Consider the following 14,036-nt stretch of genomic DNA (forward strand, 5'->3'; position numbering starts at 1 on the left):
AATTTTTAATGGCAGTATTTTGCCTTAACAGTGAGCAGTTGTATATTAATTTTGCAGCTTGTTACAAACAATTTATTTATAAGATATTGTTTATCGCTGTTTAGGCACATTATAGAAACAAAAAAGGACCTTAAGGCCCTTTCTAAATATTAAATCTAATGATTTTCACTCACCATATTAACGGTGTACTTGGGTATTTCAACCACCAAATCTTCATCGGTAATAATAGCCTGACAACCTAAGCGAGATTCAGGCTCTAAGCCCCAAGCTTTATCAAGCATGTCATCTTCTAGTTCATCACTTTCATCAAGTGAATCAAAACCTTCACGAATGATCATATGACATGTGGTACAAGCACACACTTTTTCACAAGCATGTTCAACACCAATGTTATTTTTAAGTGCTACATTTAAAACTGTTTCGCCAGCGTCAGCTTCTACAACTAAACCGTCTGGACATAATTCTTCGTTTGGAAGAAAGATAATTTGTGGCATGATTAAACCTCGTCTACCGAATGACCAGCTAAAGCAGTACGAATTGAAGAATCCATACGACGTTCAGCAAAAGTCGCTGTAACTTTATCAACCGCCGCTATTGCAACTTCTATTGCTGCAATATTTGACGTTTGACTAATTGTAAGTAAGTTAGAAAGAGCAGAATTTATTTCCGCAAGTTCTTGCTCTGTAAGTAATCGTTCACCATCTGCACCGATGGCAGCAGTAACGCTTTCAAATACACGGGCCGCTTCTACTTGTTGCTCTTTCAGCATACGCGCATCCATATCTTCTTTAGCATTACTCATTGAATCTTTTAACATGGTGATAATGTCATTTTCATCAAGTCCAAATGAAGGCTTCACTTCAATAGAAGACTCGACACCTGTTGATTTTTCCATGGCGCTAACACTTAATAAACCATCCGCATCAACCTTAAATGTTACGCGAATATGCGCAGCTCCGGCAGTCACCGCCGGAATACCTCTTAATTCAAATCGCGCTAATGAGCGACAATCTTCAACTAATTCACGTTCGCCTTGCAACACATGAATCGCCATAGCTGTTTGACCATCTTTAAAGGTGGTAAATTCTTGCGCTTTAGCAACCGGAATTGTAGTGTTACGCGAAATAACCTTCTCGACCAAACCTCCCATGGTTTCTAAGCCAAGAGATAAAGGAATAACATCAAGCAATAACATGTCACTGTCAGGTTTGTTACCAGCTAAAACATCGGCCTGAATAGCAGCGCCAATAGCAACCACTTTATCAGGATCAATTGAGGTTAATGGTGCACGGTTAAAGTAGTTACCCACTTCAGTTCTAACTAGAGGCACACGTGTAGAGCCGCCAACCATAATGACTTCATTAACATCAGCAATGGTAACTTCGGCATCTTTTAATGAACGACGACAAGCACGCAATGTTTTTGCGACCAAAGGTTTAATTAATTGGTTGAAGGTTTCTCGTGTTAACTGACAAGAAAAGTCATCTCCTGACTCTAAGGTTAAATTAACACCAACCTCTTCTTTATCAGTAAGTTGTTCTTTGGCGGTACAAGCTTGCTGTAACACTTGTCGCTCCATTGAATTTGATAAAGGACGCTGCAAGTTTGCTTGTTCAAGAATATGGTCAACTAATACCAAATCAAAATCATCGCCACCTAAGGCAGAATCACCGCCGGTAGCTAACACTTCAAAGACACCTTTAGCTAAACGCAATACTGAGATATCAAAGGTACCGCCACCTAAATCAAATACAGCAATAATGCCTTCTTGACCGCTATCTAAACCATAAGCAACTGCTGCAGCTGTTGGTTCGTTCAATAAACGCAAAACATTAACGCCAGCAATGGTTGCTGCATCTTTAGTACTTTGACGTTGGGCATCATCAAAATAAGCTGGCACAGTAATAACCACGCCTTCTAAGTCGCCGCCTAAAGATTGCTTAGCTCGTTCAACTAGAGTTGATAAAATTTCAGCAGATACTTGCACTGGATTCATTGGCCCACGACGAGTATTTAACGATGGGTGTGAATCTTCACCACAAAACTGGTAAGGCAACGCTGGGTATTTAGTATTAATATCAGTTAATGAACGTCCCATTAGGCGTTTAACTGAAACAATAGTATTTTCAGGGTCGTTTATCGCGTGAGTTTTAGCTGCATCGCCGACTAAAACAGCATTGTTTTGATAGCTAACAATTGAAGGTAAAATATCATTGCCTTGCGAATCAGTTAGCGTTTCTGCTAAACCACTTTTAACACTTGCCACTAAGGAGTTAGTAGTACCTAAATCGATACCTGCAGCTAATCGGTGTTGATGCGGAACAGTACTTTGTCCAGGTTCAGCAATTTGTAATAGAGCCATGTATATATATCTTTTGTGATTAATTTTTTAACTTAGTCAAGTAAATCGTCTTCAATACGATCCAACTCGATTTGTAATTTTTGATAGAACTTTAATTTACGTATCAGTTCACTCGCACTTACATTATCTGTTTGGCTATCCGTCGCTAGTAATCGTTCAACTTGTTGCCACAAATGTTGAGCCTGTACATCTAAAGTTTCTTGTGCTGAAAATATTGCGGAGTCTACATCGCTAGCATGAGCAATGTCACCAAGCATTTCTCGCAGTTCCATTTGCTCCATTAAGAAGCTTACGTCACCAAAAGACTCTTGCTCTAAAGGAAGTTCTGTACCGCGTAATTTTAACAGATATTCACCGCGTAATATCGGTTGTTTCAACGTTTGAAATGCGTCATTTATCTCAGCAGATTTTTGCACTGCTAATAATTGTTCTTGTGAAGAAGAGTGAGCAAAGCGGTCTGGATGGACCGCTTTTTGTAACGTTTGATAAGTAACAGACAGCTCGCTTAAATCGAGATTAAATTTAGCGTCGAGGCCAAATAATTGGTAGTAGTTCAAGGTGTTGCCCGCTAGTTAAATAAGTTAAACGTTAAAGCTTTCGCCACAACCACATTCGCCCTTGGCGTTAGGGTTGGTAAATTTGAAGCCTTCGTTCAAACCTTCTTTAACAAAATCTAGTTGTGTACCGTCAATATGTACTAAGCTTTTGCCGTCAACAATAATATTTACATCATCAAAGTTAAATACTTCATCATCGACATTTAGCTCATCGACAAATTCCAACACATAGGCTAAACCTGAACAACCAGTTGTTTTAACACCTAAACGTAAACCTAAGCCTTTACCACGATTATCTAAAAACGATCTAACACGTTCAGTAGCTGCTGGAGTCATTGAAATTGCCATATTCTTTACCTAGTCTTGTTTTGCTTTATAATCTTCAATCGCTGCTTTAATAGCGTCTTCAGCTAAAATAGAGCAATGAATTTTTACTGGCGGTAAAGCTAATTCTTCTGCAATAGCTGTGTTTTTAATCTCAGCTGCTTCATCAATAGATTTGCCTTTTACCCACTCAGTAACTAATGAGCTAGAAGCAATAGCTGAGCCACAGCCGTATGTTTTAAACTTAGCATCTTCGATAATACCGTTATCATCAATTTTAAGTTGTAGTTTCATAACATCACCACACGCAGGTGCGCCAACCATACCGGTTGCAATTTGAGGATCATTTTTGTCAAATGAACCTACGTTACGTGGATTTTCATAATGATCGATTACTTTTTCGCTATAAGCCATAATTTGCCCCTAAATTCTGTAATTGCACTAGTTGCCCTATGCTACTAGTGCCAAGCGCGACTAGTGTCCTGCCCACTCTACTGTGTCTAAGTCGATACCGTCTTGAAACATTTCCCAAAGCGGTGACATCTCACGTAAGTGGTTTATTGATTTTTGAATAAGCTCTATTGCGTAATCAATTTCTTCAGTGGTAGTAAAACGACCAAAACTGAAACGAATTGAGCTGTGCGCCATTTCATCATTTAAGCCTAATGCACGTAGTACATATGAAGGCTCTAAACTCGCAGAGGTACATGCTGAGCCAGATGAAACTGCTAAGTCTTTTAATGCCATTATTAATGATTCGCCTTCAACGAAATTGAAGCTGATATTTAAGTTACCTTGGTAACGTTTATCTGAATCACCATTAATGAATACTTGCTCCATGTCTTTAACGCCTTCCCATAAACGGTTGCGCATTGCTGTTACATGAGCTAAATCTTGTGACATTTCTTCTTTGGCAATTCGACAAGCTTCACCAAAACCAACGATTTGGTGTGTCGCAAGTGTACCGCTGCGCATACCACGTTCATGGCCACCACCGTGCATTTGTGCTTCTAAACGAATGCGTGGTTTACGACGCACGTATAAAGCACCAATGCCTTTAGGGCCATACATTTTATGAGCAGAAATAGACATTAAATCTACTTTAGATTGCTGCATATCAACCGGAATTTTACCAACAGATTGTGCGGCATCTACATGGAATATAATTTTACGAGAACGACAAAGTTCGCCTATCTCATTAATGTCTTGAATAACACCAATTTCATTGTTTACATGCATGATGCTTACTAAGACAGTATCGTCACGCATTGCCGCTTCTAATTTATTTAGATCAATTAAACCATTTGCTTCAGGATCTAAATAAGTCACTTCATAACCCTGTCTTTCTAATTCACGACAAGTATCTAAAACGGCTTTATGTTCGGTTTTGCTGGTGATTATGTGCTTACCACGTTTATTATAAAAATGAGCGGCACCTTTGATAGCAAGGTTATCTGATTCTGTAGCGCCTGAAGTAATTACAATTTCACGAGGATCGGCATTAATTAAGTCAGCAATTTGATTACGAGCTATATCTACAGCTTCTTCTGCTTGCCAGCCGAATTTATGTGAACGTGATGCTGGGTTACCGAAAAAGCCATCGGTTGTCATGTATTGCATCATCTTTTCTGCAACACGCTTGTCAGCTGGTGTCGTAGCAGAGTAATCAAGATAAATAGGTAACTTCATTAAATTTTCTCTCTCTATAAACGGTGGTTTAATTACCACTCGCCAATAATGTTTCGTGTTGATATCAGAGTGCCTACAGGCTTTTCGCTACTGTTTGATGCATAAACCGCATCTTGACGTTCTGATACTCGTTGTACATCACCTTGGTTAACAAGTTCACTCAAAGTAATGCTACTTAAAAATTCCGCGATTCGATCACTTAAATCGTTCCAAAGGTCATGGGTTAAACATTTGTGACCGCCTTGGCAATTACCTTGGCCGCCACACTTAGTAGCGTCTACGCTTTCATCGACGGCATTGATCACATCACTAACGGCGATGGTTGCAGAACAACGACCTAAACGGTAACCACCACCTGGTCCACGCACACTGCTAACTAAGCCATGCTTACGTAATCGTGAAAACAATTGTTCTAAATAAGACAATGAGATACCTTGTCGCTCAGAAATGTCCGCTAAAGGCACGGGACCAGATTCTGCGTGAATGGTTACATCAAGCATTGCCGTTACTGCATAACGTCCTTTGGAAGTTAATTTCATCGTTTAACCTTAAATTTCAATACCAAATTGTACGTTTCAGTACTTATAATTATTTGTTTTTGGTAGTTTGACCAAGTTGACTAACTGGTATTACAGGCGCATTTTACTTAACCCTGTAAAATAGTCAACTATATACCCGAGTATTTTACTCAAGTATTAACTAAACGGCAAGATTAAATTGTAGGATCGAAGGATTCTTTTTCAGATTTGCGACGATTAGCAGCAGCTTTTTCATCTTCAACAAATTCGCTGACGCGTAATGGCGGAAGTTCTTCTTCACAAACTTTACCACCAACTTCGTTAACCGCCTTTGTCACTTCTTGCAATTTTGAGTCCATTAGTTGTACATGGTCTAACACTCTACCAATAGCTTTAGCGACAGGATCTGGGTTGTCACTTGCTACCGCATAAGCGTCAAAGCCATATTTGCTAGCAAGTTTACTGCGTTCACTTGCACTTGGATCTTTTGAATTACTAACAATACGCCCAGGAATACCTATAACAGTTGCACCTTCGGGCACATCTTTTACCACTACAGCGTTAGATCCTATACGTGCATTTGCGCCAACATTTAATGGTCCGAGTACTTTTGCACCAGCGCCAATAACCACATTATTTTCTAAGGTAGGATGACGTTTACCAGCACTCCAACTAGTACCACCTAAGGTCACACCATGATAAACAGTACAATCATTACCAATTTCAGCAGTTTCTCCGATCACAATACCCATACCATGATCGATAAAAAATCGTCGACCAATAGTCGCACCAGGATGAATTTCTACACCGGTTAACCATCGAAATAATGTGGAAACAGTTCGAGCCAACCATTTTAATTTTCGTTGCCATAACCAGTTTGAGATACAATGTCCCCAGATAGCATGAAGCCCTGGATAGTTGGTTAATACTTCAAATGTGGTTCTAGCAGCTGGATCGCGGTCAAACACACTTTTAATATCTTCTCGAATTCGGCTTAACATGTACATCCTATTAATAGTTTGGTTTATCGAAAATTTAATTAATCTTTGTTTTTAACTGATTTATCAATAGAGGCCAATATGCCTCTAAGCATTTTTAATTCTTTGCCATCAGGGCGAGCACGGTTAAATAAACGGCGAACTTTTGTCATTATAATACCCGGATGCTTTGCTTGAATAAAACCAGTACTTTGCATCGCACTTTCAAAGTGATCATAAAATCGTTCTGTTTCTTCAACCAGTTGATATTTACTTTCTTCTTGCAGCTCTGAATCATTTGAGTCTGATGCAATTTCTTTCTTATCAAATTGTGCTTGCTCGGCTTCTAAGAAGTTCATTCTAATTTCATAGCTGAGAGTTTGTACTGCCATAGCCAAATTTAAAGAGCTGTATTCAGGGTTGGCAGGAATAGCCACATGATAATGGCACAGTTGCAATTCATCATTAGTTAAACCACTGCTTTCACGACCAAATACGAGTGCTACAGGATATTCTTTACCCTCTTGAGCCATTTGTTTGCCACAACCTCTTGGGTCAAGCATCGGCCACGGTAAAGTGCGTGAACGAGCACTAGTTCCTACAACAAGACCACAATCTTCAATGGCTTCTTTCATTGTTGCAACAACTTTAGCGTTGGCAAGTACATCTGTTGCACCGGCAGCTAAAGCTTGTGCTTGACCATTTGGCATTTCTTTTGGATCTACTAAAACCAAATTTTTAAGGCCCATGGTTTTCATTGCACGAGCTGCTGAACCAATATTACGGCAATCAGAGGTATTTACTAAAACAATACGAACGTTATCTAACATGTGTTTTTCTTTGCTGTTCAATTTTCCGCGATTTTAACACACCTTCAATGAATATAAAGCTTAAAATAGCATGAATAGATTACAAAAAAGATCAATTTGTCTAATTGGCTTAGTTCATTTATTTATTAGAAATATAATTTGTTTATAATGAGTTAATCGCCTGTAACCGCCTTTTTATCTTGGGTTTAACTGGCAAACATTTATTTTTGAACTATAAATAATTCTTAATAATACAATTTTAGCTTTGGTTCGCTTTTGTTATTGTCTTTTGGTATACTGCGCGCCGTTTTGTTGTTCCTGTCGGGAGCAACGGTTTAAATTGTTCTTTTTAAAATTAGGGTAGTCATTATGCATCCGATGCTTAATATCGCGATACGCGCTGCGCGTGCCGCTGGTTCTGTTGTTGCTCGTGCTTTCGAAAATACTGATAAAGTAGAAGTAGAAGCGAAAGGTAAATTCGATTTTGTTACAAATTTCGATCTTGAAGCTGAGCAGATTATTATTGATACGTTACGTAAATCGTATCCTGAACATTCTATCGTAAGTGAAGAATGTGGTGTTTTACCTGGTAAAGATTCTGACTACCAATGGATCATCGATCCTATCGATGGTACCACCAATTTTGTTAAAGGCATTCCTCACTTTGCCGTTTCAATAGCCCTGAAAGTAAAAGGGAAATTAGACCAAGCCGTTATTTATGATCCAATTCGTGGTGAACTTTTTACTGCAAGTCGTGGTAAAGGTGCACAGTTAAACAGCTCTCGTATTCGTATTAAGGCTCATAAAGAATTATCTGGTACTATTTTAGCTACAGCTCTACCGTACAAGCAAAAAGCAAGCAGCGATGCCTACTTTGCCATGTACCAAGCATTGTTTAGCAAAGCTGCAGACATCCGCAGTGCAGGCTGTCCTTCACTAGACTTGGCCTATATTGCTGCTGGACGTATGGATGGTTTATTTGAACTTGGTTTAAAACCTTGGAATACTTCTGCCGGTGAATTACTGGTAATTGAAGCTGGAGGTTTAGTGACAGATTTTGTTGGTGGTCATAACCACTCTCAAAATGGCAATATTGTTGCTGCTAGCCCACGCTTATTAAAAGAAATTTTAACAGATGTTCGCCCGCATTTAACGCCAGCGATGAAGCTTTAGTTTCACCCATTCTGATTTGAAGGGCTAAACTCTCAGAGTTTAGCCCTTTTTTTTACTTCATGGATGATGGAATGCAAACTGCCAGGGATCGCTTTAAGTTTGTAACTTCACGGAAGTACTTATCCTCCCGAGCCATGACTGGCGCAAAGGGAGGGTTGCCCAAGGATGGTATAAATTCTGTATTCCGCGTTATTGCGAAGCGACTATTTATAATTAACCAAGATAAGTTCTGTTTGTCTTGGAGCTAAATATTGCACCTTGCCTCGACTGAATAGTGCATTCTCTTCTAACATGATCATAATGTCTTTTTGCCACTCTTCACTGTAAACAGTAGCATTCAATTCAATAGCATAAGCAGTATCATTGTGCAGTAACCTATCACCTTCACCGGCAACACCATATTGTGAGTCCCACTTTCCTATCGTAGTCCCTGCAGCATGACCGTGATACCCGATAGGGTGACTATAAATCATAGGTTTAATACCGCTTAATAGTGCCTGCTCTCGGCTTCTTGATAATATTTCATTACCACTAATGCCTTGTTTAAAGTGACTGGTAAGAATATCTTGTAATTGGTTACCTATTTTGAGTGCATTAGTTATAAATTTTGGCGCTTGTTTTTCTTGTTGTTTTAACACATAGGCATGTTGCTGAATATCAGTATTTAAACGCAAGTAAGTAATACCAAAATCAACATGTAATAAATCACCTGGCAATATAATTAAATCAGGATCTTCACTTACGGCAATATTTTTATATTTCCGTTGTAAACGGATACTTGGCTGAAACCAAGTTTGTAAACCGAGAGCGTTAACTTCATCTCTAAACCACCATACCAAATCGCCTACCGTAGTTTTTCGAGGACGTATAACTTCATTTGAAAATCCTTTTCTAATAATCGTTTTTGTTAACGCCACCATGTTTTTATGTATTTCAACTTCTGCTGCAATTCGAGTTTCTAGCCAACTTACGGCTAACTCTTCTGCTGAGACTACCCTGTTGTGATACTTGTTTGGTAAATAAGAAAACAATAAATCTCTTTCCGTCGCAACTAAGCCATCAGCAATTTCATAGTGTTCACTTTGATTTAATGCAATACGCTTAGGATCTCTCGACTGAATAAGCTCAACTAAAGCTAACATTTGATCTGGCTGAGAGTCTTTATCCCAAGCTTTCTTGAAAACATTGCCAACATCGTATCGCGACATTGCCTCAGCTTTAACGGTCCCATCTTCCATTCTGGAAAATACTAAAATTGTTCTGCGTCTTGCCCCCATCCAAGTTGCTGGTAAAAGTGTTTTTAAAATAGCATCCTCATTATTTTCCCTCGATATGAGTATCCACATATCAATATTAGAGTCTTTCATAAGTTGAGGCATAAGCTGATCTACTCGCTTAGTTAAAATTTCATCTATAACCTTGCTACGATCTTGCATAGATAAAATATTAAATTCTTTTTTTAAATTTTGCTCGGCATATACCCAAGGAGAGTTAGCTAAAATAAGAAATACGCAGACCCAAAGCCCTTTAAACACATTGATTTTTGACATTAAGTTTTCTTTTTAAATTGAGAGATTATTATCGTGGTTGTTTTTCATTCATTTAGCAAGTTGATAATTTCAATCTTAACTGTTGAATTATAGGAACTTATTCTGCTGACGAAGCACGCTAATAACTATTTAGTATAAACAAGTGCATATAGATACTTTATTGTTATTAATAAACCTTTAATATTCACTGTGTATATATACCTGTCGACATTCAAGGTGCAGGCATCAGAATACTTGAATAGCGCTAGAGATAGAGCCCATTTAGATTGTATAAATAAAGGTTAACATGAACAGTTTTAACAATATTACACACAAGTCCCAGTTTAATGCTGGAGAGGTGGCACTGATAGGTGCAGGCCCTGGTGATGCGGAATTACTAACAATTAAAGCAATGCGTTTTTTACAAAATGCTGACGTTGTTATTTATGACCGTTTGGTAAGTAATGAAATTCTAATGTTAGCTCCAGATAATTGTCGCCGAATATATGTTGGTAAAGCCATTCATAAGCATTGTGTTACCCAAGATAAAATTAATGACACAATTGTTGAGTGGGCAAGTAAAGGTAAAAAAGTTGTTCGTTTAAAAGGTGGTGATAGTTTTATTTTTGGTCGCGGCTCTGAAGAAGTAAATTACCTACTAGATCATGGTATTGCCAGTCATGTTATACCAGGTATAACCTCAGCCTCAGGTGCAACCACTTATGCAGGAATACCTTTAACACATCGTGACATTGCTCATAGTTGTAGTTTTATTACCGGTCACTTCAGTCATGATGGTGAATTATCTTTGCCATGGAAAAATTACGCTGATAAAACTCAAACACTAGTATTTTACATGGGTGTTAAAAGCGCAGAAACAATTTCTCAGCAGTTAATTATTCATGGTAGAGATGCAAAAACGCCTGTGGCAATTATTCGAAAAGGCACCCAAAACGATCAACAAGTATGGCGCACAAACTTAGCGGAGTTACCTAACATTGTTGCTGCTAACGAAATTAAGCCACCGAGTTTATTAGTAATAGGTGATGTTGTTAATGCAGTAAATCAGCAAGCATTATCAGATATGAACAACGCTGAGCAACCCGCCTTCTTTGCTCCTAAAGAGTATTCAGAACAATTGCTTTCTAAATTGGGCTAGGTATTCATAACGTCCTAATAAATTAGGACCAACCATGGAACCAACGTGTGGCCGTTTCTCGTTTCTGATAAACATAAAAAAACCAGCCGGAGCTGGTTTTCTAATTAATACTGTTTAGACAACTTACATCCGTAACTCTTCTTGATCAGCACCTTCTTTTTCAATCACTTCAGGCATTAAGTCTTCTTTCGAAATACCTAATGCTAAAGCAACTGTAGAAGCCACATAGATAGAAGAGTATGTACCAACAACGATACCAAACAGCAACGCTGTTGAGAAACCGTGAATTAGTGCCCCACCTTTAAAGAACAAAGCGAGTAATACTAGAAATGTTGTTAGTGACGTTATCATTGTACGGCTTAACGTTTGCGTTAAAGAAATATTAATAATTTCTTCAGGCGTACCTTTGCGCACTTTTCTGAAGTTTTCACGAATCCGATCAGAAACCACAATAGTATCATTTAATGAATAACCTATTACCGCAAGTATTGCCGCGAGTACTGTTAAATCAAACTCTAAGCCTAAGAATGAAAACAAACCTAGTGTTAGGATAACATCATGAGCAAGTGCCGTTACAGAGCCTAGTGCGAAGCGCCATTCAAAACGAAAAGCCACATACACCAAAATACAAATAAGCGCCGTTAACATTGCAAGGCCACCTTGCTCAGTTAGTTCATCGCCTACATTTGCACCAACAAATTCAATACGGCGCATATCAATACTTTGGCCTGTACCTTGCTCTAGTAGTCCTAAAATTTGATTGCCTAACATTTCTGCTTTCACGTTTTCACGCTGGCCTAAACGAATAAGTACATCATTTGAACTACCAAATAATTGCACAACAGCATCAGCAAAACCGCCACTTTCAAGCACAGTACGTATTTTACTTAAATCAGCAGGTTGTTCAAAACCAATCTCTAGTAACGTACCGCCGGTGAAATCAAGGCCCCAATTTAATTTATTGGTTGCTAATGACGTTAGTGATACGACTACTAAGATGATGCTAAATATTGAAGCTAGCTTTCGTTGCGACATGAAGGCTATATTTTCTTTAATTTTTAAAATTTGCATTATATCGTCCTAGCCTAAATAGAAAGTTTATCTATTTTTTTGCCACCCCAAAGTGCATTTACAACAGCACGGGTACCAATAATAGAAGTAAACATTGAAGTAATAATACCAATTGATAAAGTAACCGCGAAGCCTTTAATAGGGCCGGTACCGACAGCAAACAAGATAAGTGCTGCAATCAAGGTAGTAATATTGGCATCGATAATCGTTGAGAATGCTGAGTCATAACCATGATGGATTGCCTGTTGCGGTGTTTTACCTTCACGTAATTCTTCTCGGATACGTTCAAATATGAGCACGTTAGCATCAACCGCCATACCAACGGTAAGTACAATACCCGCCATACCAGGAAGCGTTAATGTTGCTCCCGGAATAAGTGACATAATACCAACGATAAGAACCAAGTTAGCCGCTAAAGCAAGGTTAGCTACAACACCGAATTTACGATAATAAACCATCATAAATATTAGCACCATCGCGAAACCCCAAAGGATAGCTTGCATACCTAACTGTACGTTTTCAGCACCAAGAGATGGGCCTACAGTTCGTTCTTCTACAATCGCAATAGGAGCAATAAGAGCACCAGCACGAAGTAATAATGCTAAGTTTTGTGATTCTGCAGGAGATTCTTGACCAGTAATAACAAATTTACTACCTAAACGCGCTTGGATAGTAGCAACACTGATCACTTCTTGCTCTTGGGTGAACTTTAAGCTGCCATCAGGATTTTTCTCTCCAGTTGCTTTACTTTCAATAAACATTGTAGCCATAGGCTTGCCAATATTATCTTTAGTTGCATTAGAGAAAATACTGCCACCTTTGCTATCAAGATCGATGCTAACTTGTGGACGACTAGTTTGTTGATCTCTTGAAGGGGCTGCGCCGATAATATGCTCACCACGTAACATGATGCGCTTTTTCAATAACTGCGGCTGACCATTTTGATCATTTACTAAAAATGAACCAGGCGGTACGCGGCCATTTACAGCAGCACGAAGATCATGTTCTTGATCGACCATATGAAATTGTAGCGTTGCCGTAGCACCTAAAATTTCTTTTGCTCTCGCTGTGTCTTGCACACCCGGTAATTCAACAACAATATGCTTAGCACCTTGACGTTGTACTAATGGCTCTGCTACACCTAATTCGTTAACACGGTTACGAATAATAGTAATGTTTTGCTGTAAGGCAAATTCGCGAGTTTCTTTAAGTTTGGCATCGGTCATGGTGATTTTTAAAGATAGTTTATCTTCATTATCAACAAACAGGTAATCACCGTAGGTACGCTTTAACACTGATTCTGCATTGGCTAAATCGTCAGCGTTACGAAAGATAATTTCTACGCCATTGCCTGACTCATTCACACTACGATAGCGAATTTTTTCTTTACGTAAATTAGTACGAAAATCACCAATCATGTTTTCTTGAGCTCGGCCCATAGCAGTTTTCATGTCAACTTCCATAAGGAAGTGAACGCCACCGCTTAAATCCAAGCCAAGTTTCATTGGTACGCCACCTAAACTAGCAAGCCATTCAGGCGTTGCTGGGGTTAAGTTAAGCGCAACCGAGTATGCATCACCTAAACTATTTGATAATGATTCATTGGCAGTTTGCTGAGTTTTATAGTCAGAAAAACGTACTAATACTTGGCCATTCGCAAGAGCGGCACTTTGATAAGTGATATTAGCTTGCGCTAATGTATCTTTAACCGCATCCAGTGTTGATAGATCTGCTTGTACGCCTTTCGTTCCCGAAATTTGAACAGCAGGATCTTCACCATAATAGTTTGGTAAAGCGTATAAAGCACCAATGGCGACGATAAACACCACCATCAATGTTTTCCATAATGGATATTTGTTTAACACAAC

At 38.8% G+C, this 14,036-nt stretch carries 14 protein-coding genes; 2 read left to right on the top strand and 12 right to left on the bottom strand.

The window, feature by feature from the left end; translation table 11 throughout:
* Positions 1–155: 155 nt before the first annotated feature.
* From fdx to trmJ, 9 genes are all read right to left on the bottom strand, one after another.
* On the bottom strand, positions 156–494 hold the full coding sequence (gene fdx / locus RGQ13_RS14900; protein WP_348390537.1) for an ISC system 2Fe-2S type ferredoxin: 339 nt from the start codon (positions 492–494) through the stop codon (positions 156–158).
* A 2-nt stretch (positions 495–496) separates the two neighbouring features.
* The gene (gene hscA, locus RGQ13_RS14905; protein WP_348390538.1) at positions 497–2,362 is read right to left on the bottom strand and encodes a Fe-S protein assembly chaperone HscA; all 1,866 of its coding nucleotides are present in this window, start codon (positions 2,360–2,362) and stop codon (positions 497–499) included.
* A gap of 32 nt (positions 2,363–2,394) precedes the next feature.
* A complete protein-coding gene (gene hscB, locus RGQ13_RS14910) occupies positions 2,395–2,919 on the bottom strand; it encodes a co-chaperone HscB (protein WP_348390539.1) in 525 nt (174 codons plus the stop codon).
* 24 nt (positions 2,920–2,943) lie between these two features.
* Positions 2,944–3,267: an iron-sulfur cluster assembly protein IscA gene (gene iscA / locus RGQ13_RS14915; protein ID WP_348390540.1), complete on the bottom strand. Its 324-nt coding sequence runs from the start codon at positions 3,265–3,267 to the stop codon at positions 2,944–2,946.
* Between the two features lie 9 nt (positions 3,268–3,276).
* On the bottom strand, positions 3,277–3,657 hold the full coding sequence (gene iscU / locus RGQ13_RS14920; RefSeq protein ID WP_348390541.1) for a Fe-S cluster assembly scaffold IscU: 381 nt from the start codon (positions 3,655–3,657) through the stop codon (positions 3,277–3,279).
* Between the two features lie 60 nt (positions 3,658–3,717).
* Positions 3,718–4,932 carry an IscS subfamily cysteine desulfurase gene (locus RGQ13_RS14925; protein WP_348390542.1) on the bottom strand — a complete coding sequence of 405 codons (1,215 nt, stop codon included), beginning with the start codon at positions 4,930–4,932 and terminating at the stop codon, positions 3,718–3,720.
* Positions 4,933–4,964: 32 nt separating this feature from the next.
* Complete coding sequence (gene iscR, locus RGQ13_RS14930; protein ID WP_348390543.1) at positions 4,965–5,471, bottom strand: Fe-S cluster assembly transcriptional regulator IscR; 507 nt, start codon at positions 5,469–5,471, stop codon at positions 4,965–4,967.
* Between the two features lie 173 nt (positions 5,472–5,644).
* Positions 5,645–6,457, bottom strand: a complete 813-nt coding sequence (gene cysE / locus RGQ13_RS14935; protein WP_348390544.1) for a serine O-acetyltransferase — start codon at positions 6,455–6,457, stop codon at positions 5,645–5,647.
* Positions 6,458–6,489: 32 nt separating this feature from the next.
* Positions 6,490–7,257, bottom strand: coding sequence for a tRNA (cytosine(32)/uridine(32)-2'-O)-methyltransferase TrmJ (gene trmJ, locus RGQ13_RS14940; RefSeq protein ID WP_348390545.1), 768 nt, complete (start codon positions 7,255–7,257; stop codon positions 6,490–6,492).
* A 348-nt stretch (positions 7,258–7,605) separates the two neighbouring features.
* Between trmJ and suhB the strand changes: the two genes are divergently transcribed.
* Positions 7,606–8,409: an inositol-1-monophosphatase gene (gene suhB / locus RGQ13_RS14945; protein ID WP_348390546.1), complete on the top strand. Its 804-nt coding sequence runs from the start codon at positions 7,606–7,608 to the stop codon at positions 8,407–8,409.
* Positions 8,410–8,612: 203 nt separating this feature from the next.
* On the opposite strand, the gene RGQ13_RS14950 is transcribed toward suhB, so the two are convergent.
* Positions 8,613–9,959 carry a M24 family metallopeptidase gene (locus tag RGQ13_RS14950; RefSeq protein ID WP_348390547.1) on the bottom strand — a complete coding sequence of 449 codons (1,347 nt, stop codon included), beginning with the start codon at positions 9,957–9,959 and terminating at the stop codon, positions 8,613–8,615.
* 286 nt (positions 9,960–10,245) lie between these two features.
* Between RGQ13_RS14950 and cobA the strand changes: the two genes are divergently transcribed.
* A complete protein-coding gene (gene cobA, locus RGQ13_RS14955) occupies positions 10,246–11,097 on the top strand; it encodes a uroporphyrinogen-III C-methyltransferase (RefSeq protein WP_348390548.1) in 852 nt (283 codons plus the stop codon).
* Positions 11,098–11,220: 123 nt separating this feature from the next.
* Here cobA and secF read toward each other — a convergent pair whose 3' ends face one another.
* Entirely contained in the window at positions 11,221–12,168 is a 948-nt protein-coding gene (secF, locus tag RGQ13_RS14960) for a protein translocase subunit SecF (protein ID WP_348390549.1), read from the bottom strand.
* A 14-nt stretch (positions 12,169–12,182) separates the two neighbouring features.
* Positions 12,183–14,033: a protein translocase subunit SecD gene (secD, locus tag RGQ13_RS14965; protein ID WP_348390550.1), complete on the bottom strand. Its 1,851-nt coding sequence runs from the start codon at positions 14,031–14,033 to the stop codon at positions 12,183–12,185.
* Positions 14,034–14,036 lie beyond the last annotated feature (3 nt).

It is taken from the genome of Thalassotalea psychrophila, from assembly GCF_031583595.1.
Lineage (GTDB): Bacteria > Pseudomonadota > Gammaproteobacteria > Enterobacterales > Alteromonadaceae > Thalassotalea_A > Thalassotalea_A psychrophila.

Coding starts and splice junctions, on each gene's coding strand:
- cobA (WP_348390548.1), top strand. CDS start 10,246: ATGAACAGTTTTAACAATATTACACACAAGTCCCAGTTTAATGCTGGA.
- RGQ13_RS14950 (WP_348390547.1), bottom strand. CDS start 9,959: ATGTCAAAAATCAATGTGTTTAAAGGGCTTTGGGTCTGCGTATTTCTT.
- suhB (WP_348390546.1), top strand. CDS start 7,606: ATGCATCCGATGCTTAATATCGCGATACGCGCTGCGCGTGCCGCTGGT.
- iscU (WP_348390541.1), bottom strand. CDS start 3,657: ATGGCTTATAGCGAAAAAGTAATCGATCATTATGAAAATCCACGTAAC.
- secF (WP_348390549.1), bottom strand. CDS start 12,168: ATGCAAATTTTAAAAATTAAAGAAAATATAGCCTTCATGTCGCAACGA.
- fdx (WP_348390537.1), bottom strand. CDS start 494: ATGCCACAAATTATCTTTCTTCCAAACGAAGAATTATGTCCAGACGGT.
- iscR (WP_348390543.1), bottom strand. CDS start 5,471: ATGAAATTAACTTCCAAAGGACGTTATGCAGTAACGGCAATGCTTGAT.
- trmJ (WP_348390545.1), bottom strand. CDS start 7,257: ATGTTAGATAACGTTCGTATTGTTTTAGTAAATACCTCTGATTGCCGT.
- iscA (WP_348390540.1), bottom strand. CDS start 3,267: ATGGCAATTTCAATGACTCCAGCAGCTACTGAACGTGTTAGATCGTTT.
- RGQ13_RS14925 (WP_348390542.1), bottom strand. CDS start 4,932: ATGAAGTTACCTATTTATCTTGATTACTCTGCTACGACACCAGCTGAC.
- cysE (WP_348390544.1), bottom strand. CDS start 6,457: ATGTACATGTTAAGCCGAATTCGAGAAGATATTAAAAGTGTGTTTGAC.
- hscA (WP_348390538.1), bottom strand. CDS start 2,362: ATGGCTCTATTACAAATTGCTGAACCTGGACAAAGTACTGTTCCGCAT.